Source organism: Streptomyces sp. RK62 (genome assembly GCF_018070255.1).
GTDB lineage: Bacteria > Actinomycetota > Actinomycetes > Streptomycetales > Streptomycetaceae > Streptomyces > Streptomyces nigra.
Genome location: NZ_JAGPYD010000012.1, coordinates 144,451 through 164,922, shown reverse-complemented (window position 1 = coordinate 164,922; position 20,472 = coordinate 144,451). Strand labels below are relative to the sequence as shown.

Below are 20,472 nucleotides of genomic sequence, written 5' to 3'. Positions count from 1 at the left end.
GACCTGTGAGCGAGACCGAGGTGACCACCGCACCACGCCCCCTGCTGCTGGCCGACGGCACGCCGGCCGACCGGGCGTGGTCGCTGGACCCCGCCCTCAAGCACCTGAACCACGGCTCCTTCGGGGCCGTGCCGCTGGTGGCCCAGGAGCGCCAGGAACTGCTGCGCGTGCAGATGGAACGCTCACCCGTGGTGTGGTTCCCGGCGCTCCCGGAGAAGCTCGCAGCCACCCGGGCGCGGCTGGCCGAGTTCCTGCGGGTCGACGCCGGCGATCTCGCCCTCGTCCCGAACGCCAGCGCCGGCGCGAGCGTCGTCTTCGCCGCCCTGAGCCTGCGCCCCGGCGGGGAGATCGTCGTCACCGACCACGGCTACGGGGCCGTGACGATGGGGGCCGAGCGGCTGGCCCGGCGCCACGGCGGACGGGTGCGCACCGCCCGGGTGCCGCTGGACGCGGACGAGGAGCAGGCGTACGAGGCGGTGGCCGCGGAGTTCTCCGACGCCACGCAGCTGGTGGTCGTCGACCAGATCACCTCGGCGACCGCGCGCCGGCTGCCGGTCGAGCGCATCGGCGCGGAGGCCGGGCGGCGCGGCATCCCGGTGCTCGTGGACGGCGCCCACGCCCCCGGTCTGCTCGACGCGCCGCTCGCCGGTGCCACGTACGACTTCTGGACCGGAAATCTGCACAAGTGGGGCTGCGCCCCGCGCGGTACGGCGGCCCTGGTGGCCCGGGGACCGCTGCGCGAGCTGCTGTACCCCCTCATCGACTCCTGGGCGGCGGCCGAGCCGTTCCCGGACCGCTTCGACCAGCAGGGCACGATCGACGCCACGTCCTATCTGGCGGCGCCGGCGGCCCTGGACTTCGTGGAGCGGACCTGGGGCTGGGCGGCCGCCCGCCGCTACATGGACGAACTGGCGGACTACGGCGCCGGGGTGATCGGCGCGGCGTTCGCCGGGACCGCGGGCTCGGACAACGCTGTCGACGTCGGGATGCCCGTCCCCGGGATGCGGCTGGTGCGGCTGCCCGACGGGCTCGCCGCCGACCGGCTCCAGGCCGACGCGCTGCGCGACCGGGTGGCCCGCGAGCTGGACGTCGAGGCGGCCTTCACCAGTTTCGGCGGCGCCGGCTACCTGCGGCTGTCCGCGCACGTCTACAACACCCCCGCCGACTACGAGTACTTCGCCGAGGAATGCGTCCCCGTCCTCGGCGCGTGGGCACGAGAGAACACAGGGAAGAGGTCAGCACAATGAGAAGAAGGACGGCAGTCCTCGCGCTCGGCACCGCCACCGCGCTGCTCGTGACCGGCTGCTCCACCATGAGCCCCGAGGCGGACGGCACCGTCACGCTCAACATGGTGGAGAGCCTGACGAACCCCACCCGCACCGCCCTGCTCAAGGACCTCATAGCCGACTTCGAGCAGCAGAACCCCAAGGTCAAGGTCAACCTGGTCTCCCCGCCCACCGAGCAGGCCGACCAGAAGCTCCAGCAGATGCTCCAGTCCGGCAGCGGCGTGGACGTCCTGGAGGTCCGCGACATCACCGTCGGGCCCTGGTCGAACAACGGCTGGCTGTACGACATGAAGAAGGACCTCGACGGCTGGAAGGGCTGGGAGGCGATGACGGAGAACGCCGTCAACGCCTCCAAGGACGCCAAGGGCGCCACGTACTTCGTCCCCTACGGCTTCTACGGCCTGAGCCTCTTCTACCGCACCGACCTCATCGAGAAGGCCGGCTTCGACAAGCCGCCGGCCACCTGGGAGGAGCTGCTGGAGCAGGCCAAGGCCATCCACGACCCGTCCGAGCGGCGCTACGGCTACGCCTTCCGCGGCGGCGCCAACGCCAACAGCAACGCGACGGCCGCCATCGAGGCGTATCTCGCCGACGACGTGGACCCGGCGAACGGCTTCAGGCTGAAGGACGGTCGTACGATCTTCGCCGCCCCGGAGGCCGAGGACGCGATCGAGAACTATCTGAAGCTGTTCAAGCAGGCGTCCCCCAAGTCGTCCGTCTCCTGGGGCTATCCGGAGATGGTGGAGGCCTTCTCCAACGGGTCGACGGCGTTCCTGCTCCAGGACCCCGAGGTGATCGCCACCGTGTCGGAGTCGAAGTCGATCTCCAAGGACCAGTGGGGCACCGCACCGCTGGTCTCGGGTCCCGGCGGGAAGACCGTGCAGCCGCTGGCCACCGCCGGCTGGGGTGTCGCCAAGGGCAGCGGCCACAAGGCCGAGGCCGTGAAGCTGGTGCAGTTCCTGTCCCAGGGCGAGGCGTCGACGTCGTTCACCAAGAAGAACAGCCTGGTGCCCATCCTCAAGTCGGCGACCAGTGACCCCTTCTACAAGTCCGGTCCCTGGGCGAGCTACGTGACCATGACCGAGCAGCCGGACAAGTACCTGGTCGTCACCCAGCCGCGTGGCGTCAGCTGGTGGGCCGAGTGGCAGCAGAAGGCGGACGCCGACGTGCAGAAGCTGGTCCTGGGCAAGACGTCGCCCAAGGGGCTGCTGGCCGGCTGGGACGCGTTCTGGACCGAGAAGTGGCAGCAGGAGCAGTAGACATGCCGGTCACGTCCACGACGACGTCGAAGACCACGGCGCCGGCCGAGGGGGCGGCCTCCCACAAGGGGGGTCTCCCCCGCGGGGGCCGCCGCAAGCGGGAGTTCACCACCCGGCGCGGCCTCGGCATCGCCGCCTATCTGGCGCCCGCCGCCCTGTTCGTGGCGGTCTTCACCTACTACCCCATGATCGCGGGCGGCCAGATGGCCTTCCGCAACTGGAAGCTGACCGACCTCACCGACACCTCGTGGGTCGGGCTGAAGAACTTCGGCGACGTCTTCGCCGACCCCGCCTGGGGCACGGTCCTCACCAACACCGCCGTGTGGGTGGTCGGTTCGATCGTCCCGCAGCTGGTGATCGGTTTCGCGCTCGCGCTGTGGCTGCGCCGCCGCTTCCGGCTGCGCGGCCTCTACCAGGCGCTGATCTTCTTCCCCTGGGCGATCTCCGGCTTCCTCATCGGCATCCTCTTCCGCTGGATGTTCAACAGCGAGTTCGGCGTCGTGAACGACCTGCTGCAGAAGGCCGGTCTGGTCGACGAGCCGATCGCCTGGCTGGCGGACCCGGACACCGCCATGATCGCGGTGCTCGTCGCCAACGTCTGGTACGGCGTCACCTTCTTCGCGATCATGATCCTGGCCGCGCTCCAGTCGATCCCCGACGAGCTGTACGAGGCGGCCGCGCTGGACGGCGCCGGCAAGGCGCGCACGCTGTTCCGGATCACGATCCCCTACATCCGGACGACGCTGGCGCTGACCGTGCTGCTCCGGGTGATCTGGATCTTCAACTTCCCCGACCTGATCTTCGGTATGACCGGTGGCGGGCCGAACAACGAGACGCACATCGTGACCACCTGGATGATCAAGATCACTCAGCAGGGCGACTACGGCAGGGCCTCCGCGCTCGGCCTCCTCGTGGTGGCCGCGCTGCTGGTGTTCGCGGTGTTCTTCCTGATGGCCACGCGTGAGAAGAAGGGGGCGAGGGCGTGATCGGCAAGGAGTCCACGGCCGGCCGGGCCGTCAAGTTCGTCTTCCTCGGCGGGTGGCTGCTCTTCACCGTCTTCCCGCTCTACTGGATCGCCGTCACCTCGCTGAAGGCGCCCGGCGACATCTTCCACTTCCCGCTCGCGTACTGGCCCGAGCACTTCTCGCTGGAGAACTACCGGGGCCTGTTCGGCACGGCCGACTTCGGGACCTACCTCACCAACAGCCTGATCGTCTCCCTGGTGGCCGGTGCCACCGCGACGGCGATCTCCATGCTCTCGGCGTATGTACTGGCCCGCTTCGAGTTCCGCAGCAAGTCGGCGCTGCTGATGGCGGCGCTGGTGACGCAGATGATCCCGTCGTTCATCGCCCTGGGCCCGCTGTATCTGCTGATGACGGACCTCGGCCTGGTCGACAACCGCCTCGGGCTGATCCTCGTGTACATCGCGGTGTGCATCCCGTTCTGCACGGTGATGCTGCGCGGGTTCTTCGAGAACATCCCGGACGCGCTGGAGGAGGCCGCCATGATCGACGGCCTGTCGCGGTTCTCGGCGCTGTTCCGGGTGCTGCTGCCGGTGATGCGGCCCGGGATCGTCGCGGCGTTCATCTTCAACTTCGTCAACTGCTGGAACGAGCTGTTCCTGTCGGTGACGCTGATGAACAGCGACGCGAACAAGACGGTGCCGACCGCGCTCAACGGGTTCATCTCCAGCTTCAACATCGACTGGGGCTCGATGTCCGCGGCGGCCGTGCTGACGATCCTGCCGACCATGCTGCTGTTCGCGTTCGCCAGCCGTCACATCGTCCAGGGGCTGACCTCGGGGGCGGTCAAGGGCTGAGCGTCGCACCAGGTCGGGGCAGGTGGATGGGCTCCGGCCGTGTGAGGCGTGTCCCGGCGGGCTACTCGGCGGCCGAGGGGTTGGGACCACAGCCTCTTGGGTTTCCCGGGGCCTGCCCGCCCCGGGAAACCGTACATTCCGCCCTCCGGGTCCCCACGGCAAATCCTCTCGTGTACCTCGTCCTGGCGCTTTCACTCCTCTTCACGGCCATCGTTCTCGGCACACCGCAATACCCCTCTCCGGCTTTTGTTGTCGCCCGGCAACTGAGTTAACCTTCACCGGATCTTTTCATCGGCCGGTTCCCGTGAACTGCGGAAACCGGCTGGTGAGTGGGCCCTTCACCGGGCCGGCGCGGTTCCGAGTCCTCGGCGCGGGGGCTCTTGGGGAGCGGAACGAGGGTGCGCATGACCAGCAAGACGACCGAGGCCGTCGAGACCGCCCCGGGTGAACAGGAGCTGCGGCAGTTGCTGGCCGGGCTGACCGCCGTACGCGACGGTGACTTCGGCACCCGGCTGCCGTCCGACGGCGAGGGCCTGCTCGGAGACATCGCCAACGTCTTCAACGGCATGGTCGACCAGCTGTCCGTGTTCACCTCCGAGGTCACCCGGGTGGCCCGCGAGGTGGGCACCGAGGGCACCCTGGGCGGCCAGGCGGAGGTGCCGGGCGTCTCCGGCACCTGGGCGGACCTGACCGACTCCGTCAACGCCATGGCGGGCAACCTCACCACCCAGGTGCGGGACATCGCCCAGGTGGCCACGGCGGTCGCCAAGGGCGATCTGTCGCAGAAGGTCGACGTCCCCGCGCGGGGCGAGATCCTTCAGCTGAAGGAGACCGTCAACACGATGGTCGACCAGCTGTCCGCGTTCGCCGACGAGGTGACCCGCGTGGCCCGTGAGGTCGGCAGCGAGGGCCGGCTGGGCGGCCAGGCCCAGGTGCCCGGGGTCGGTGGTGTGTGGCGCGACCTGACCGACTCGGTCAACTTCATGGCGGGCAACCTGACGTCCCAGGTCCGCAACATCGCCCAGGTGACCACCGCGGTCGCGCAGGGCGACCTCTCCCAGAAGATCACGGTCGACGCGCGGGGCGAGATCCTCCAGCTGAAGAACACCATCAACACGATGGTCGACCAGCTCTCCGCCTTCGGTGACGAGGTCACCCGTGTCGCCCGGGAGGTCGGCACCGAGGGACGCCTCGGCGGGCAGGCGGACGTCAAGGGGGTCAAGGGCACCTGGCGGGACCTCACGGACTCCGTGAACTTCATGGCGGGCAACCTCACCGCGCAGGTCCGCAATGTCGCCCAGGTCGCCACGGCCGTCGCGCAGGGTGACCTCTCCCAGAAGATCACCGTGGACGCGCGCGGCGAGATCCTGGAGCTGAAGACCACCATCAACACGATGGTCGACCAGCTCTCCGCGTTCGCCGACGAGGTCACCCGCGTCGCCCGCGAGGTCGGCACCGAGGGCAACCTCGGCGGGCAGGCCATCGTCCGGGGCGTATCGGGGACCTGGAAGGACCTCACCGACAACGTCAATGTGATGGCGTCGAACCTGACCGGTCAGGTCCGCTCGATCGCCAAGGTCGCCACGGCCGTCGCGCGCGGCGATCTGTCGCAGAAGATCACCGTCGAGGCCAAGGGTGAGGTCGCGGCCCTCGCGGACGTCATCAACACCATGGTCGACACGCTGTCCGCGTTCGCCGACGAGGTCACCCGTGTCGCCCGCGAGGTCGGCACCGAGGGCCGCCTCGGCGGCCAGGCGCACGTCCCGAACGTGGCGGGCACCTGGAAGGACCTCACCGACAACGTCAACTCGATGGCGAACAACCTGACCGGTCAGGTCCGCAACATCGCCCTGGTGACGACGGCGGTGGCCAACGGCGACCTGTCGAAGAAGATCGACGTCGACGCCCGCGGCGAGATCCTGGAACTCAAGACCACCATCAACACGATGGTCGACCAGCTGTCGTCGTTCGCCGCCGAGGTCACCCGCGTCGCCCGCGAGGTCGGCAGCGAGGGCCGGCTCGGCGGCCAGGCGGAGGTCGAGGGCGTCGAGGGCACCTGGAAGCGGCTCACGGAGAACGTCAACGAACTGGCCGGGAACCTCACCCGGCAGGTCCGGGCCATCGCCGAGGTGGCCAGCGCGGTCGCCGAGGGCGACCTGACCCGCTCGATCACCGTGGAGGCGTCCGGCGAGGTCGCCGAGCTGAAGGACAACATCAACTCCATGGTGGGCTCGCTGCGGGAGACCACCCGGGCCAACCAGGAGCAGGACTGGCTCAAGACCAACCTGGCCCGGATCTCCGGCCTGATGCAGGGCCACCGGGACCTGCCGGTCGTCGCCGAGCTCATCATGGACGAGCTCGCCCCGCTGGTCTCCGCCCAGTACGGCGCCTTCTACGCGGCCGAGGACACCGACCGCGGACCCGAGCTGCGGCTCGTGGGCTCGTACGGCTACCCCGAGGCCACCGACCGGCCGGAGCGCATCCGGGTGGGCCGCTCGCTGCTCGGCCAGGCGGCCCGCAACCGCCGTACCGTCAGCGTCGAGGAGCTGCCCGCGGACTACGTGACCATCTCCTCCGGCCTCGGGCAGACGGTCCCGCGCGCCCTGGTGGTGCTGCCCATCGTGGTCGAGGACCAGGTCCTCGGCGTGATCGAGCTGGCGTCCGTGACCCGCTTCACCCAGATCCACCAGGACTTCCTGGCCCAGCTGATGCCGACCATCGGCGTCAACCTGAACACCATCGTGGCCAACGCGCGCACCGACGAGCTGCTGGATGAGTCACAGCGCCTCACGGCCGAACTCCAGGAGCGCTCCGAGGAGTTGCAGGTGCAGCAGGACGAACTGCAGCGCTCCAACGCGGAGCTGGAGGAGAAGGCGTCCCTGCTGGCCTCGCAGAACCGCGACATCGAGGCGAAGAACCTCCAGATCGAGCAGGCCCGGCAGGAGCTGGAGACCCGCGCGCAGGAGCTGGCGCTGGCCTCCAAGTACAAGTCGGAGTTCCTGGCGAACATGAGCCACGAGCTGCGCACCCCGCTCAACAGCCTGCTGATCCTGGCCCAGTTGCTGGCGCAGAACCCGTCGCGCAACCTCACGCCGAAGCAGGTGGAGTACGCGGGCATCATCCACTCCGCGGGCTCGGATCTGCTCCAGCTGATCAACGACATCCTCGACCTGTCGAAGGTCGAGGCGGGCAAGATGGACGTCACGCCCGAGCGGGTGCCGCTGCGTGAGCTGCTGGAGTACGTCGAGGTGACGTTCCGCCCGATGACGACGCAGAAGAGCCTGGACTTCGCGGTGGCGACCGCGCCGGGCACACCGGCCGACCTGCTCACCGACGGCTCCCGGCTGCGGCAGGTGCTGCGCAACCTGCTGTCGAACGCGGTGAAGTTCACCGAGCAGGGCGGCGTCGAGCTGCGGATCGAGCCGGCCGCGGACCGTGAGGTGCCCATGGGCGTCCTGCGCGGCGGTCCCGTCGTGGCCTTCCGCGTCAAGGACACCGGTATCGGCATCCCCAAGCAGCAACTGGAGACGATCTTCGGAGCGTTCCAGCAGGCGGACGGCACGACCAGCCGCAAGTACGGCGGCACCGGCCTCGGTCTGTCGATCACCCGGGAGATCGCCCATCTGCTGGGCGGCGCGGTCACCGTGGAGAGCACACCCGGCCAGGGCAGCACGTTCACGCTGTATCTGCCGGTGGCGCGGGCCGACTTCGAGGGGGTGCTCGACGGCACCGCCCGGTCCCTGGAGCAGCAGGACGCGACGGCCGAACTGCCGCCGGCCACGGCCTCGGAGACGTCGTCCGTGAAGGCGCCCGAGCAGCGCAGACGCCGGCTGCTCGTCGTCGAGGGCCGCACCCGCGGTCTGCTCACCCTGGTCGCCGAGCGGGCCGTCGCGGACATCGCGCCGGACGCCGACGACCGGCTCGGCGCGATCGACATCATCACGGCCGTCGGGGCGCAGGAGGCGGCGAGCACCCTGGCCGCGGAGCCCTGCCACTGTGTCGTCCTGGAGCTCGGCATGGCCGACGAGGAGGGCGCGCGGCTGCTGCAGGCCATGGAGGGCGACTCGGCGCTGGCGAGTGTGCCGGTGCTGGTGCACACCGGTCACCATGTGGACCAGGCGCAGGAGCAGGCGCTGCGCTCGCGGGCCAGCGGCCGGCCGCTGGACTTCCTCTCCAGCCTGGACGAGCTGCGCGAGCGCATCACGCTGCACCTGTCCGCCGAGGAGCCGGGGGACGTGCTGCAGCTGGTGCGTCCCGAGGAGCCGCAGCGGGCGATGACGCAGGTCGTGGACAGCGCGTTCGCGGGCCGTACGGTGCTGGTGGTGGACGACGACGCGCGCAACCTGTTCGCGCTCAGCGGGGCGCTGGAGCTGCACGGCTTCCAGGTGCTGCACGCCGACAACGGCCGCCGGGGCATCGAGACGCTCCTGGCGCACCCGGATGTCTCGCTGGTCCTGATGGACGTGATGATGCCGGAGATGGACGGCTACGCGGCCACCGCGGAGATCCGCGCGATGCCCCAGTACGCGGATCTGCCGATCATCGCCGTCACCGCGAAGGCGATGCCGGGCGACCAGGAGAAGAGTCTGGCGTCCGGGGCCAACGACTACGTCACCAAGCCCGTGGACACCAACGACCTCATCAGTCGCGTCCAGCACTGGCTGTCGCCCTGACGGGCGGCCGTACCGCCGCGCGCACCAGCCGACCGCCCGGCGTCCCCGGACGTCCCCGCCGACGAACAGGTCAACCGTGAGCCATCCACTTCAGCCGGCCGAGCCGGAGCCCACCGGTCCTCCCCGGGGCGCCGAGCCGCTGCCCGACGAGCGGTCCACCGAAGTCGCCGTCCCCGACGGCGACGACCTCGCGGTGATCGAGGTGCCGGCCGGCGACGGCGACGCGCAGCGCTCCCCCGTCGGCAGACTCGCGGCGACCGTGGAGCGGCTGCGCCGGGAGGTGCGCGAGGCGCAGGCCGAGGCCGACGGGCGGGCCCTGATCGAGCTGGCCAAGGGCATCCTCGTGGAGCGCCTGGGCTGCGGTCCCGCGCAGGCGGCCCGGCAGCTCGCCGAGCTGACCGAGCAGGCGGGCATGTCCCCGCTGGAGTTCGCCGTCGAGGTCATCAACCAGGCGGCACGGGACCGGGTCGCGGAGGTGACCAGCGCGTTCCTCGCGAGCACGGCCGAGGACCGGGACAGCGGCGCGTCGGCGGTGCGGCTGCGGGCCGCCGAGAGCGGGGCGCTGGCCGCGCATGACGCGCAGGCCGTGGCCGAGTCCTTGATGGAGCATGCCTTGCGGCCGATCGGCGCGGAGGCCGTGGCCATCTGGGCGCTGGGCTCCGACGGCTCGCTGACGCTGGCGGGCAGCGCCGGGTTCTCGGCGGCGGAGGCGGGGCGCTGGCGGTACGTCCCGCCGGGCGTGGCGACCGTGGCACGGCGCGGGCTGGGTGAGCGGTCGGGGCACTGGATCGGCTGCCTGTCCGACACCCAGCTGCCCTCGATCGGTCAGCACCTCCATCCGGACGGCGGCCGGGCGGCCGTACCGGCGGGCACCGGCGGCCGGATCCACGGTGTGCTGGAGATCGTGTGGCCGGGGCCGATCGAGCCGCAGTCCCCGCAGATCGTCCGTCAGGTGGAGGCGCTGGCCGAGCTGTGCGCGCACACCCTGGAGACGTCGACGCCGCCCCGTCCGGGCGACGAGTGGCGTCCGGGCGTGCTGCCGGACGTGGCCGAGCTGATGGACCTGGCCGACGGCCTGCACGATCCGGCGCTGGTGCTGCTGCCGTACCTGGACGCGGACGGGGAGCTGGTCGACTTCCGCATCCACCACGTCAACAGCCGCTTCCTGGACCCGAGCGGCCGTCCCCGGGGCGTCGTCACCGGTTCGCTGCTGCTGGAGGCGTATCCGATGGCCGCCGGGGAGAGCGAGCTGTTCGACCAGGTCGAGCGGGTGTACGCCACGGGTGAGCCGTTCCGGGCCCGGCGGATGCGGCTGACCGCGCTGGTGGACGAGGTGCCGCTGGCGGCGGTCGCCGACATCCACGCGAGCCGGCACGGCGGCTGCGTCCTGCTGATCTGGCGCATGGAGGACGAGACGGCACGGCTGGCGAGCCTCCTGCAGCACGCGCAGCGCCTCGGCCGGATCGGCGGGTTCGAGGAGAACCTGATCACCGGTGAGATCACCTGGAACGGGCAGCTGTACGACCTGTACGGCAAGCCGCCGTCCGACGGTCCGATCCCGCTGGAGAACCTGCCGGCGCACGCCCACCCGGACGACGCGGTGGCCATCGGACGGTTCCTGCGCACGTTGCTGCACCACCGGCGGCCCGCCTCGGTGGCCTTCCGGCTCCAGCGTCCGGACGGCGTGACCCGGCACATCCGTGTGGTCGCCGAGCCGGAGCTGGACACCGACGGCCGGCTGTTCGTCGTCCGGGGCGCCTACCAGGACATCTCCGCGCACCACTGGACGGAGGTGGCGCTGGCCGCCACCCGGGACCAGCTCGCCCACTCCGAGCAGCAGGCCAGCGAACGCAACCGGCTGGCCCTGCAGCTCCAGCACGCGATCATGCCGCCCACGCAGGCCCCGCTGGACGCCCCCGGCCTGCGGGTGGCGGTGCGCTATCGGCCTGCCGAGACCCAGCATCTGGTCGGCGGCGACTGGTACGACGCGGTCGTGCTGCCGTCGCGGCTCGTGCTGCTGTGCGTGGGGGACGTCGCCGGTCACGGCATAGACGCGGCGACCAGCATGGTGGTGCTGCGCAACGCGCTGCGCGGCCTCGCGGTGACGGGTGCCGGCCCCGCCCAGCTGCTGTCCTGGCTCAACATGGTCGTCCACCATCTGACCGGCGGGGTGACGGCGACGGCCGTCTGCGCCCTGTACGACCCGGAGCGGCACACGCTGCGCTGGGCGCGGGCCGGGCATCTGCCGCCGGTGCTGGTGCGCGGCACCGAGGCCAGTCCGCTGCCGCTGGTCAAGGGCCTGCTGCTGGGCGCGGTGCCGGAGGCCACGTACGAGGAGGGTGAGGTCCAGCTGGCCGTGGACGACACCCTGCTCATGTACACGGACGGTCTGATCGAGCGGCGGGACCGGTCGGTGGAGGAGTCGCTGACGCAGCTGCTGGTGGCCGCGCGGACGGTGCCGCCCACGCTGGAGCAGCAGCTGGACCGGCTGCTCACGTACAGCAAGTCGGACACGGACGACGACACGTGCATCGTCGGGGTCCGGGTGGCCTGAGAGCCGGTGGACCGGCCGGGTGGCGCTCACCCGACCGGTCCACGGCCCGGTGGTCCGATCAGTGAATGAAAGGCGCATCACAGGTCTGCCCCGGCGAAAGCAGGGCACCTGATTCCTACTTCACCCTTTCTGAAGAGGAGTAGCGAACATGGCGAAGGACCTCACCCCCAAGTACACGGTGCCCGGCATCGAGCGCGAGGCGGCGGGGCGGCTCATCGACGTCCTGCGCCTGCGGCTGCACGCCCTCAACGACCTTCACCTCACGCTCAAGCACGTGCACTGGAACGTGGTGGGCCCGCACTTCATCGCCGTGCACCAGATGCTCGACCCGCAGGTCGACCGGGTGCGGGACATGGCCGACGACACGGCCGAGCGCATCGCCGCCCTCGGCGGGGTCGCGCAGGGCACGCCGGGTTCCCTGGTCAAGGAGCGGACCTGGGACGACTACTCGATCGGCCGGGAGGACGCGCTGGCGCACCTCGGCGCGCTGGACCTCGTCTACACCGGGGTCATCGAGGACGTCCGGGACGCCATCAAGGTCGTCGGGGAGATCGACCCGGCCACGGAGGACCTGCTCATCGAGCAGCTGCGGGACCTGGAGCAGTTCCAGTGGTTCGTCCGGGCGCACCTGGAGAACGCGGGCGGCACGCTGACGACGGCGCGGGCCGGTACGGAGACGGAGGCGGCCGAGGCCGCCAAGCGGTGACCGGTGAGGGCGGGCGCCCTCACCCGTTCGGAGAAGAGCCCCGGTCGCGACAGGCGGCCGGGGCTCTTCCGTGTCTTCAGGTGCTCCGGGGCTCGTCGAGGCGGGACAGCCAGGTGGTCAGCAGGGTCTCCAGGGTGTCGGCCTCGTCGGGCGAGAGCAGGTCCAGCAGCCGCCGTTCGTTGCGCATGTGGTCGGTGAAGGCGCGGTCGATCAGTTCCCGGCCGGGCGGGGTGAGGGCCACGATCCGGCCGCGCTGGTCGTCGGCGGAGCGGCGGCGGGTGACGAGTCCGGCGCGCTCCAGGCGGTCGATCCGCTTCGTCATGGCGCCGGTGGTGACCATGGTGTGGGCCGCGAGCTCGCCCGGTGCCCGCTCGTAGGGCTCACCGGCGCGGCGCAGCGCGCACAGCACGTCGAACTCTCCCTCGCTGAGCCCGTAGTGGCCGTAGACGAGGGCGAGTTCCTCGGTCAGCCGGTCGGCCAGGCGGTGCAGCCGGCCGATCACGCCCTGGGGGCGGATGTCCACGTCGGGCCGTTCCCGGCGCCATTCCGCCTGGATGCGGGCCACGCGGTCGAGGGGTTCACCAGGTTCCATGCCGTTCATCCCATCACAATAGCTTCCCGGGAAGCTATATTGTCTTCCATGGAAGCCAATATGCGGTGGGTGTCGATCACCGCGCTCGCGCCGGTGGCCTGGGGGGCCAACTACTACGTCACCCATGCGTACCTCCCGGCCGACCGGCCGCTCTACGGAGCCGCTCTGCGGGCGCTGCCCGCCGGGCTCGTGCTGCTGGCCCTGTGCCGGAAGCTCCCGCGCGGGGCCTGGTGGGGGCGCGCCGCGATACTCGGCCTGCTCAATGTGAGCGTGTTCTTCGTCCTGGTCTACGCCGCCTCCCAGCTGCTGCCCACGAGCGTGGCGTCGACGGTGATGGCGGCCTCCCCGGTGGCGATGCTGCTCATCGCCTGGGCGCTGGTGTCCGAGCGGCCCGGCCTCGCACATCTGGCCGGTGCGGCGACCGGGCTGGCCGGGGTGTGTCTGATGGTGCTGACGGGCGGTGAGTCGGTGAGCGTGCCGGGGGTGCTCGCCTCGGGGGCGGCGATGCTCGTCTCGGCCTTCGGTCACATCCTGACCAAGCGGTGGAGCGCGGACGTCGACGTGCTCGCCTCGACGGCCTGGCAGCTCACGGCGGGCGGCCTGCTCCTGCTGCCGTTCGCGGTGGCGGTGGAGGGCGGCCCGCCCGCGCTGTCCGGCCCCGCGCTGCTCGCCTTCGCGTTCACGGGGCTGGTGGCCACCGCGCTGGCCTTCGTCGCCTGGTTCACCGGGCTGCGCCATCTGCCGGCGGGGACCGTGGGACTCGTCGGACTCCTCAATCCCGTCACCGGGGTCCTCCTCGGGGTCGCGGTCGCCGGTGAGGCGCTGACCCTGAAGCAGTACGGCGGGCTCGCCCTGGTGCTGCTCGGGGTCGCCCTGGGCCGGCCCCGGCCGCCCGCTGCGGCCCCGGCGGCGCGTTACGCCCCGAACGATCCGGGTACCCGGAGGGATCGCGCTTCGCACGGTGTACGGCGCGGGACCCGCTGAGAGCGGGGACTTCCCGCCGTCGTCGCCCGCTTCCGGCCGAGATTGACGGGCCTCGCGCTGTGCTGCGAGGCTCGGGACGAAGTGTGACCGTTGTCGTCGAGCGAAGGGTGATCAGGTCCGACAGGTGCGGAGCTGACGAATTTATGACGCGTGTTGAAGGCTCCTTGCCCCAGGGGCAGGAGCTCTTGTCGTCCGTGGGTACCGCGTGGATGCGGGCACCCTACCCCGCTCTGGTCGTGGACACGGCCGGGGCCCTCGTGGAGATCAACGCACAGGCCGCCCGGCTCTTCCCCGCGGCCGGCCCCGGCATCCCGCTCGCCGACGTGGCACCGGACTGGCTCGTCGAGGGCCACCGGCGCGCCGCCGTCACGGGCGGCGAGGACGCCGGTGGGCCCGTACGCGGCCGTCACGGACAGTGGACGCTGGAGGCGCACGCGACACCCGGCGCGGACGGCCAGGTGGTGTGGTGGCTCGTCGACGACACCCACCGCGAACTCGCGGAGACGGCCCTCAGGAGCGAGAAGGAACGTCACGGCTTTCTCGCCGAGGCCTCCAGCCGGCTGCTCGCGTCCCTCAACACCGAGCGGTGCATGGAGGTGGCCGTGGAGCTGGCGACCCGGTACCTGGCCGACGCGGCCGTTCTCGTCGCCCCCGCCGCCGGACGCCGCCACCCGCTGTCGCTCTGCGCCGGGGACGGCGTCGTCCACCGGACGGCCCGCATCGAGCCCGCCGACGTGCCCGGCCTCAAGGAGGCCCTGCAGGGCTTCCCGCCCGTGCCGTCCCGCTGGATCGACCCGTCCGCGCTGCCCGAGTGGGCCGTGCCGGAGGGCTTCGACGGTCCGGTGGGCTCGGTCGTGGTCACTCCCCTGCCCGGGCACGGCGTCCCGGCCGGGGCCCTGATCCTGCTGCGGCGCAGCGACCACGCCGCCTTCGACGCCTCCGAGGAGTCCTTCGCACGGGTCTTCGCCGCCCGCGCGGGCGCCGCACTGTCCGCGGCCCGCCTCTACATGGAGCAGACGTCCATCACGGCCACGCTCATGGCGGACCTGCTGCCGCCGATGCTGCGTCGGGTGCACGGCGTGGAGTTCGCCGGCAGCTACCGGACCGCCCAGGACACCGAGCGCGTCGGCGGGGACTTCTACGACGTCCACCCCGGCGCCGCCCCCGGCGAGAAGACCCTCGCCGTGCTGGGCGACGTGTGCGGCAAGGGCCTGGAGGCCGCCGTGCTCACCGGGAAGATCCGCAGCACGCTCCAGGCGCTGCTCCCGCTGGCCGGCGACCACCAGCATCTGCTGCGCCTGCTCAACGGCACGCTGCTGAACAGCCGGCACACCCGGTTCGCCACCCTGGTGCTGGCCTCGGTGCTGCGCCAGGAGAACACCACGCATCTGTCGCTGACCAGCGCCGGGCACCCGCTGCCGCTGATCGTCCGGCAGGACGGCACCGTCGAGGAGGCGCGGACGTCCGGCACCCTGATCGGTGTGCTGCCCGACGTGAAGTCGACCACCGCCGAGGTGGATCTGCGGCCGGGCGAGAGCTGTCTGCTGTTCACCGACGGCGTCACCGAGGCCCGGGGCGGGCCGCTCGGCGACGTGATGTTCGGCGACGACCGGCTGCGGGCCGCGCTGGCCGAGTGCGCCGGGATGCCCGCGGAGGCCGTCGTCGAGCGGATCCACATGCTCGTCGCCGAGTGGATCGGCGAGAACCGGCACGACGACATCGCGGTGATGGCGATCACCGCGCCCCGTACGACGCATCTCACAGCCGTGGACGGACATACGGCGGGCAGGTACACCGCATGACCGACATGACGACCGCGCAGGAGGACGGGACGCTCGAGCGGGCCCGTGAGCAGCTGTGGCAGGCCGTGTGCGCCCGCGACGAGGACGCCGCCGCCCGGGCGGTGTTCACCGCGCTGGACGACGGCGCCGACCCGCAGGACGTCCTCCTGGACGTCATCGCCCACACCCAGCGGGAGGTCGGCCGGGCCTGGGCGGAGAACCGTTTCACGGTCGCCCAGGAGCACTCCGCGACCGCGATCCACGAGCGGATCATCGCCGCCATGGCGCACCGCGTCCCCGCCCCGGCCACCGACGACGCCCGTGTCGCGGTGACCGTCGCCTGCGTGGACGGCGAGTGGCACGCCCTGCCCGCCCGGCTCCTCGCCGAGGTGCTGCGGCTGCGCGGCCACCGGGTGGACTTCCTCGGCGCCCAGGTCCCCACCCCGCACCTCATCGCCCACCTCCACGCCACCGCGCCCTCCGCCGTGGCCCTGTCGTCCTCGCTGCCCCTGCGGCTGCCGGCCGCGCACAGCGCGATCACCGCCGTCCAGGCCCTCGGCATCCCGGTCGTCGCCGGGGGCGCCGCCTTCGGCGCCGACGGCCGCTACGCCCGGCTGCTGGGCGCCGACGCCTGGGCCCCGGACGCCCGGACCGCCGCAGGTCTGCTGGAGCGCGGGCTGCCCCGCCCGGCCGGCGGTGCCGTCCGGCAGAGCGTCGACGACCTGCCGCACCTGATCGACCAGGAGTACACGCTGGTCACACGCGCCAGACGGCAGGTGGTCAGAAGCACCCTGGCGGGGCTGGAGGAACGGGTGCCCGCGATGCGCGACTACAGCGCGGAGCAGCGCGAGCGCACCGCCGAGGACGTGCTGCACATCGTGGAGTTCCTCGCGTGCGCCCTCTACACCGACGACGGCTCCCTGTTCACCGGGTTCCTGGACTGGACGGCCGACATCCTGGAGGCCCGCCAGGTGCCCGCCCGCGTCCTGGACCCCACCCTGGTGCTGCTCCAGGACGAGCTGAAGGACTTCCCCCGCACGCTCGGCCTGCTCGCCGAGGGACGGGACACGCTGCGCCGGCGTGCCGCCCGTCCCCCCGCCCCCGAATCCGGCGCCCCCGTATGAGCAGCGCATCCGACGACAGCGTCTTCCACCTGGACACGGCCCTCGACGCCACCGGTGACGCGCACATCCGTATCACCGGCGACCTCGACTGGGACAGCGCCGACGAGCTCACCGAGGCGGCGCGCGCCCTGCTGCGCGCCGACCCGGCGCCCCGGCGGCTGCGCCTCGACTGCGCCCGGCTGACGCTGTGCGACTCGCTCGGCCTCGCCTCGCTGCTCATGGTGCACCGCGCCAGTGGCGAGGCCGGGACCCCGCTGCACCTGGACAACCGGCCCGAGGTGCTGCGGCGCCTGCTGGACCTGACCGGCACCGCAGAGCTCTTCGACGGCTCCGCGGGCCGTGCCGCCGACGCCCCGGACGCGTCCGGCGAGGCCGGCGCGGCACCCCCGCCCGCACCGCCCCGCCGGACGTGACCCGTGCGGCACCCGCCCTGCGCCCCGCCGGTCCCGGCCGTCACCGCTCGCGGTGGGCGGGGGTGGGGGGCCGATGCGCACCCACCTTTCTCGCGCGCGCGGCCACCTGTGAGAATGCTCCGGTGAACGACGAAGCCGAGATCATCGAGACCGTGGACGAGGACGTGCGCCTCGTCCGGGTCACCGGCGAGTTCGACGCCGACGAGGCCGAGGCCGTCACCGCCGCCCTTGCCGCGCCCCGGGACGGCGCCGCCCTGGCCACCGTCGTGGACCTGGGCGAGGTGACCTTCGCCGACTCCTCCCTGCTGCACGCGCTGCTGACCGCCCGGCAGGACCACGCCACCGCCGGTCTGCCGTTCGTCCTGATGGCGGTGAGCCCGCTCGTGCGGCGCCTGCTGGACCTCACGGACACCGCCCGCGTCTTCACCACGGCCCCGGACCTGACGTCGGCCCTGGACCTGATCCGCGAGGAGATCAATTCTCGTCGGTGATGACCAGTCATACTCGCCCGCGATGCGGGAACCAGGGAAAGGGGTGTTACGGGCAAGTGGGACATGAAGGAGGAGATGTGACCGCAGCAGACCTCGCCGCCGAACCTCAAGCGCGGCCCGTCACCGCCGCCATGGCCCGCTCCCACGTCCGCGCCCTCCTGGGCACCCGCGCCCAGGCGGAGGCGCCCTCCTCGACCACGGTCGACGACATCCTGCTCGTCGTCACCGAACTCGTCACCAACGCCGTACGGCACGGCGGCGGGCTCGTCGCGTTCGACGCCACCCTCGACGGCGAGACCCTCACCGTCAGCGTCACCGACGCCTCGCCCACCGCCCCGCACACGGTGCCGCGCACCCGCTCGACCGCGCCCGGCGGCTTCGGCTGGCCCCTCGTGCGGCAGCTCAGCCGCGAGGTCACCGTGACGCCGACCGCACACGGCAAGACCATCCGGGCGGTCATGGCGGCCGGCCCCGGCGCGTAGGAATCCTGGGCATTCCCCCGTTCGCCTCGCGGGCCGACCCGCTCTCCCTTAGGGTCGCGGGCAGACGACGGCTCCGACTTGGGAGGAGTGCCGATGTCCGGACAGTTCGAGACGACCTTCGAGGTCGACCGGCCCGTGGCCGCGGTGTTCGACTATCTCGCCGACGGCCGCAACGACCCTCAGTTCAGCCCCCGTGTGCAGCGCATCGAGCGGGTCCCCGACGCCCCGACCACCGTGGGCACCGTCTTCCGGAGCACCGTCAAGGACGCCGGGATGAAGAGCGCCCGAGAGTTCCGCATCACCGAGCTCCAGGCGCCCTCGAGGATCCGCTGGGCCGAGGTGTCGAAGAACAGCGTGACGGCCGACGAGGGCGGCTACGACCTGGAGCCGCTGGACGACGGCCGCACCCGGGTCCATCTCTACAACGTCCTGGAGGGCCACGGGGTCGGCAAGCTCCTGGTGGGGCTGGCCGTCGCCGCCGCCCGCAAGGACGCGCCCGCCTTCGGCGAACGCATCAGGACCGCGGCGGAGGCGGCCATCGCCCCGCGCTGACCGTCAGGCCAGGGGGTCGTGCCCCCAGTTCATCAGCGAGTGCCGCCAGCGGCTGTCCTCGACGTCTCCCGACGGCCGCTGTGCCAGATGGCGGCGGACATAGCCGACGACCTTGCGCATGTGCCCGTAGTCGTCGTCCGTCAGGTCGTCCTTCCTCGTACGGAGGATCTCGGCGATCCGCCGCCCGGAGGCGTGCCCGGTGGACTCGCCGCCGTCCTTGTGCTGCCCGGCCTCGCGCGACTCGTCGGTCGCCAGCCACTCGTCGAGCCGGGACGGTGACATGTTCACCGCTTCCCGGAAGTCGCTCCAGGTCTCCTCGCGCTCCGCGTCGTCCACGCCGTCCCACTTCCGTCGGTGTCCGGGCCGCCCCCGTTCAGCCTGCGGGGGCCGCGCTCGATCCGCAGCTTCTGGTCCGCCGTCCCGCGCGCTCTGCGCGCCCCTGTCACGCAACCGGTCGAGGCGGCCCACCACCGGGCCCGCCGTCACCCCGTGCACGACGACGGAGACCAGCACGGTGAACGTCACGACCGCCCACAGCTCCCGCGCCGGCACCGGGAAGTCGTGGTGCCCGAGGGCGTACGCGAGGTAGTACAGCGAGCCGATGCCGCGGATGCCGTAGGCGGCGATCACCCATCGCTCCCGGCGCCCCGGCCGCCCGCCGAGCAGCCCGAACCAGCCGGCCCAGGGGCGGATCACCACCAGCAGCAGCACCGAGGTGACGGCGCCCTGCCAGGTCAGCGCGTCGAGGCCGCCCCGGGCGACGAACGCGCCCAGCAGGAACAGCACGGCGGCGGTGAACAGCCGCTCGATCTGCTCCACGAAGTCGTGCAGGACGTTGTGGAAGCCGTGGGCGCGCTCGGCCGCGCGCAGCGCGCACGCCGTGACGAACACGGCCAGGAAGCCGTAGCCGCCGACCAGCTCCGTCACGCCGTACGACAGGAAGGTGGCGCCCACCGCGACGAAGCCCTCGCGGTGCTCGGACAGCCGCAGCACCGGCCGGCGGGTCCAGAAGAACAGCCACCCGAGGAGCCGTCCGATGACCAGACCGCTCACCACCCCGACCACGCACTTCAGGAGGACGTCGTGGGCGACCCAGCCGCCGATCCAGTCGGCCGACCAGCCGCTGCCCGCGGCGGCCAGCAGCGCCAGCGCCGCGTACGTGAGGGGGAACGCGAGGCCGTCGTTGAGTCCCGCCTCGCTGGTGAGGGAGAAGCGCACCTCGTCCTCGTCGTGCGGGTCCTCGGTGGGCTCCCCCACCCGCACCTCGGAGGCGAGCACCGGGTCGGTCGGCGCGAGGACCGCGGCGAGCAGGAGCGCGGCGGCGGGCGGCCAGTCCAGCAGCCACCAGGCGGTCAGCGCGGTCGCCACGACGGTGAGCGGCATGGTGATGCCCAGCAGCCGCCAGGTGGTGCCCCAGCGCCGCAGCCCGACGGGCCGGTTGAGGGCCAGCCCGGCGCCCATCAGCGCGATGATCACCCCGACCTCGGTGACATGCTCGGTGACCAGCCGGTCGGCCACCGGATCGACCTCGGGCAGCGGCAGGGGCAGCAGATACACGCCGACGCCCGCCGCCAGGAACACCAGCGGCAGCGACAGCGGCCGTCCGGCCACGACCCGCGGCAGCACCGCCGCGAGCAGCGCCCCGGCACCCAGCCACGCGCTCACCGCATCGCCGATCGTCACGTTCCCGTGCCCACCCTCCCGTCATGCCGTGTGCTCCCACGCGTCGCACGGAGCCACGGCAGCCACCTGGACC

Annotated in this window: 16 protein-coding genes and 1 pseudogene; 14 read left to right on the top strand and 3 right to left on the bottom strand. The window is 71.9% G+C overall.

What is annotated here, in order from left to right:
* The first annotated feature begins 5 nt into the window (after positions 1 to 5).
* From KBY32_RS23855 to KBY32_RS23825, 7 genes are all read left to right on the top strand, one after another.
* Positions 6 to 1,247 carry an aminotransferase class V-fold PLP-dependent enzyme gene (locus tag KBY32_RS23855; protein WP_210981550.1) on the top strand — a complete coding sequence of 414 codons (1,242 nt, stop codon included), beginning with the start codon at positions 6 to 8 and terminating at the stop codon, positions 1,245 to 1,247.
* Complete coding sequence (locus KBY32_RS23850) at positions 1,244 to 2,545, top strand: sugar ABC transporter substrate-binding protein (protein ID WP_210981549.1); 1,302 nt, start codon at positions 1,244 to 1,246, stop codon at positions 2,543 to 2,545. The genes KBY32_RS23855 and KBY32_RS23850 overlap by 4 nt, the downstream gene beginning before the upstream one ends.
* Before the next feature lie 2 nt (positions 2,546 to 2,547).
* A complete protein-coding gene (locus KBY32_RS23845; RefSeq protein WP_210981548.1) occupies positions 2,548 to 3,531 on the top strand; it encodes a carbohydrate ABC transporter permease in 984 nt (327 codons plus the stop codon).
* A complete protein-coding gene (locus KBY32_RS23840) occupies positions 3,528 to 4,364 on the top strand; it encodes a carbohydrate ABC transporter permease (protein WP_108710127.1) in 837 nt (278 codons plus the stop codon). Before KBY32_RS23845 ends, KBY32_RS23840 begins: the two co-directional genes overlap by 4 nt.
* Positions 4,365 to 4,768: 404 nt before the next feature.
* On the top strand, positions 4,769 to 9,037 hold the full coding sequence (locus KBY32_RS23835; protein ID WP_210981547.1) for a HAMP domain-containing protein: 4,269 nt from the start codon (positions 4,769 to 4,771) through the stop codon (positions 9,035 to 9,037).
* A gap of 76 nt (positions 9,038 to 9,113) precedes the next feature.
* Complete coding sequence (locus tag KBY32_RS23830) at positions 9,114 to 11,591, top strand: SpoIIE family protein phosphatase (RefSeq protein ID WP_210981546.1); 2,478 nt, start codon at positions 9,114 to 9,116, stop codon at positions 11,589 to 11,591.
* 148 nt (positions 11,592 to 11,739) lie between these two features.
* Positions 11,740 to 12,297, top strand: coding sequence for a Dps family protein (locus tag KBY32_RS23825; RefSeq protein ID WP_210981545.1), 558 nt, complete (start codon positions 11,740 to 11,742; stop codon positions 12,295 to 12,297).
* A 76-nt stretch (positions 12,298 to 12,373) separates the two neighbouring features.
* On the opposite strand, the gene KBY32_RS23820 is transcribed toward KBY32_RS23825, so the two are convergent.
* Positions 12,374 to 12,889 carry a MarR family winged helix-turn-helix transcriptional regulator gene (locus KBY32_RS23820; protein ID WP_055623170.1) on the bottom strand — a complete coding sequence of 172 codons (516 nt, stop codon included), beginning with the start codon at positions 12,887 to 12,889 and terminating at the stop codon, positions 12,374 to 12,376.
* Positions 12,890 to 12,937: 48 nt separating this feature from the next.
* Between KBY32_RS23820 and KBY32_RS23815 the strand changes: the two genes are divergently transcribed.
* The 7 genes from KBY32_RS23815 to KBY32_RS23785 all read left to right on the top strand — a co-directional run bounded on the left by KBY32_RS23815 (position 12,938) and on the right by KBY32_RS23785 (position 18,716).
* The gene (locus KBY32_RS23815; RefSeq protein ID WP_210981544.1) at positions 12,938 to 13,873 is read left to right on the top strand and encodes an EamA family transporter; all 936 of its coding nucleotides are present in this window, start codon (positions 12,938 to 12,940) and stop codon (positions 13,871 to 13,873) included.
* Between the two features lie 143 nt (positions 13,874 to 14,016).
* Positions 14,017 to 15,675, top strand: a complete 1,659-nt coding sequence (locus KBY32_RS23810) for a PP2C family protein-serine/threonine phosphatase (RefSeq protein WP_210981543.1) — start codon at positions 14,017 to 14,019, stop codon at positions 15,673 to 15,675.
* The gene (locus tag KBY32_RS23805; protein WP_210981542.1) at positions 15,672 to 16,778 is read left to right on the top strand and encodes a B12-binding domain-containing protein; all 1,107 of its coding nucleotides are present in this window, start codon (positions 15,672 to 15,674) and stop codon (positions 16,776 to 16,778) included. The genes KBY32_RS23810 and KBY32_RS23805 overlap by 4 nt, the downstream gene beginning before the upstream one ends.
* Entirely contained in the window at positions 16,775 to 17,191 is a 417-nt protein-coding gene (locus KBY32_RS23800; RefSeq protein WP_210981541.1) for an STAS domain-containing protein, read from the top strand. The genes KBY32_RS23805 and KBY32_RS23800 overlap by 4 nt, the downstream gene beginning before the upstream one ends.
* A gap of 122 nt (positions 17,192 to 17,313) precedes the next feature.
* Positions 17,314 to 17,682: an STAS domain-containing protein gene (locus KBY32_RS23795; RefSeq protein ID WP_210981540.1), complete on the top strand. Its 369-nt coding sequence runs from the start codon at positions 17,314 to 17,316 to the stop codon at positions 17,680 to 17,682.
* A 77-nt stretch (positions 17,683 to 17,759) separates the two neighbouring features.
* Positions 17,760 to 18,164 carry an ATP-binding protein gene (locus KBY32_RS23790; protein ID WP_308293783.1) on the top strand — a complete coding sequence of 135 codons (405 nt, stop codon included), beginning with the start codon at positions 17,760 to 17,762 and terminating at the stop codon, positions 18,162 to 18,164.
* A gap of 93 nt (positions 18,165 to 18,257) precedes the next feature.
* Complete coding sequence (locus KBY32_RS23785) at positions 18,258 to 18,716, top strand: SRPBCC family protein (RefSeq protein ID WP_210981538.1); 459 nt, start codon at positions 18,258 to 18,260, stop codon at positions 18,714 to 18,716.
* Positions 18,717 to 18,719: 3 nt separating this feature from the next.
* Here KBY32_RS23785 and KBY32_RS23780 read toward each other — a convergent pair whose 3' ends face one another.
* Positions 18,720 to 19,052 (bottom strand): DUF3140 domain-containing protein, encoded by a 333-nt coding sequence (locus tag KBY32_RS23780; protein WP_199835445.1) that lies wholly within the window; start codon positions 19,050 to 19,052, stop codon positions 18,720 to 18,722.
* A 105-nt stretch (positions 19,053 to 19,157) separates the two neighbouring features.
* A pseudogene (locus KBY32_RS23775) lies at positions 19,158 to 20,399 on the bottom strand (cation:proton antiporter); the annotation flags it as partial.
* Positions 20,400 to 20,472: the final 73 nt, after the last annotated feature.

Excerpts from the sequence above, each read along its gene's own strand:
- KBY32_RS23850 (WP_210981549.1), top strand. The coding sequence starts at position 1,244 with ATGAGAAGAAGGACGGCAGTCCTCGCGCTCGGCACCGCCACCGCGCTG.
- KBY32_RS23845 (WP_210981548.1), top strand. The coding sequence starts at position 2,548 with ATGCCGGTCACGTCCACGACGACGTCGAAGACCACGGCGCCGGCCGAG.
- KBY32_RS23835 (WP_210981547.1), top strand. The coding sequence starts at position 4,769 with ATGACCAGCAAGACGACCGAGGCCGTCGAGACCGCCCCGGGTGAACAG.
- KBY32_RS23825 (WP_210981545.1), top strand. The coding sequence starts at position 11,740 with ATGGCGAAGGACCTCACCCCCAAGTACACGGTGCCCGGCATCGAGCGC.
- KBY32_RS23820 (WP_055623170.1), bottom strand. The coding sequence starts at position 12,889 with ATGGAACCTGGTGAACCCCTCGACCGCGTGGCCCGCATCCAGGCGGAA.
- KBY32_RS23815 (WP_210981544.1), top strand. The coding sequence starts at position 12,938 with ATGGAAGCCAATATGCGGTGGGTGTCGATCACCGCGCTCGCGCCGGTG.
- KBY32_RS23810 (WP_210981543.1), top strand. The coding sequence starts at position 14,017 with ATGACGCGTGTTGAAGGCTCCTTGCCCCAGGGGCAGGAGCTCTTGTCG.
- KBY32_RS23805 (WP_210981542.1), top strand. The coding sequence starts at position 15,672 with ATGACCGACATGACGACCGCGCAGGAGGACGGGACGCTCGAGCGGGCC.
- KBY32_RS23800 (WP_210981541.1), top strand. The coding sequence starts at position 16,775 with ATGAGCAGCGCATCCGACGACAGCGTCTTCCACCTGGACACGGCCCTC.
- KBY32_RS23785 (WP_210981538.1), top strand. The coding sequence starts at position 18,258 with ATGTCCGGACAGTTCGAGACGACCTTCGAGGTCGACCGGCCCGTGGCC.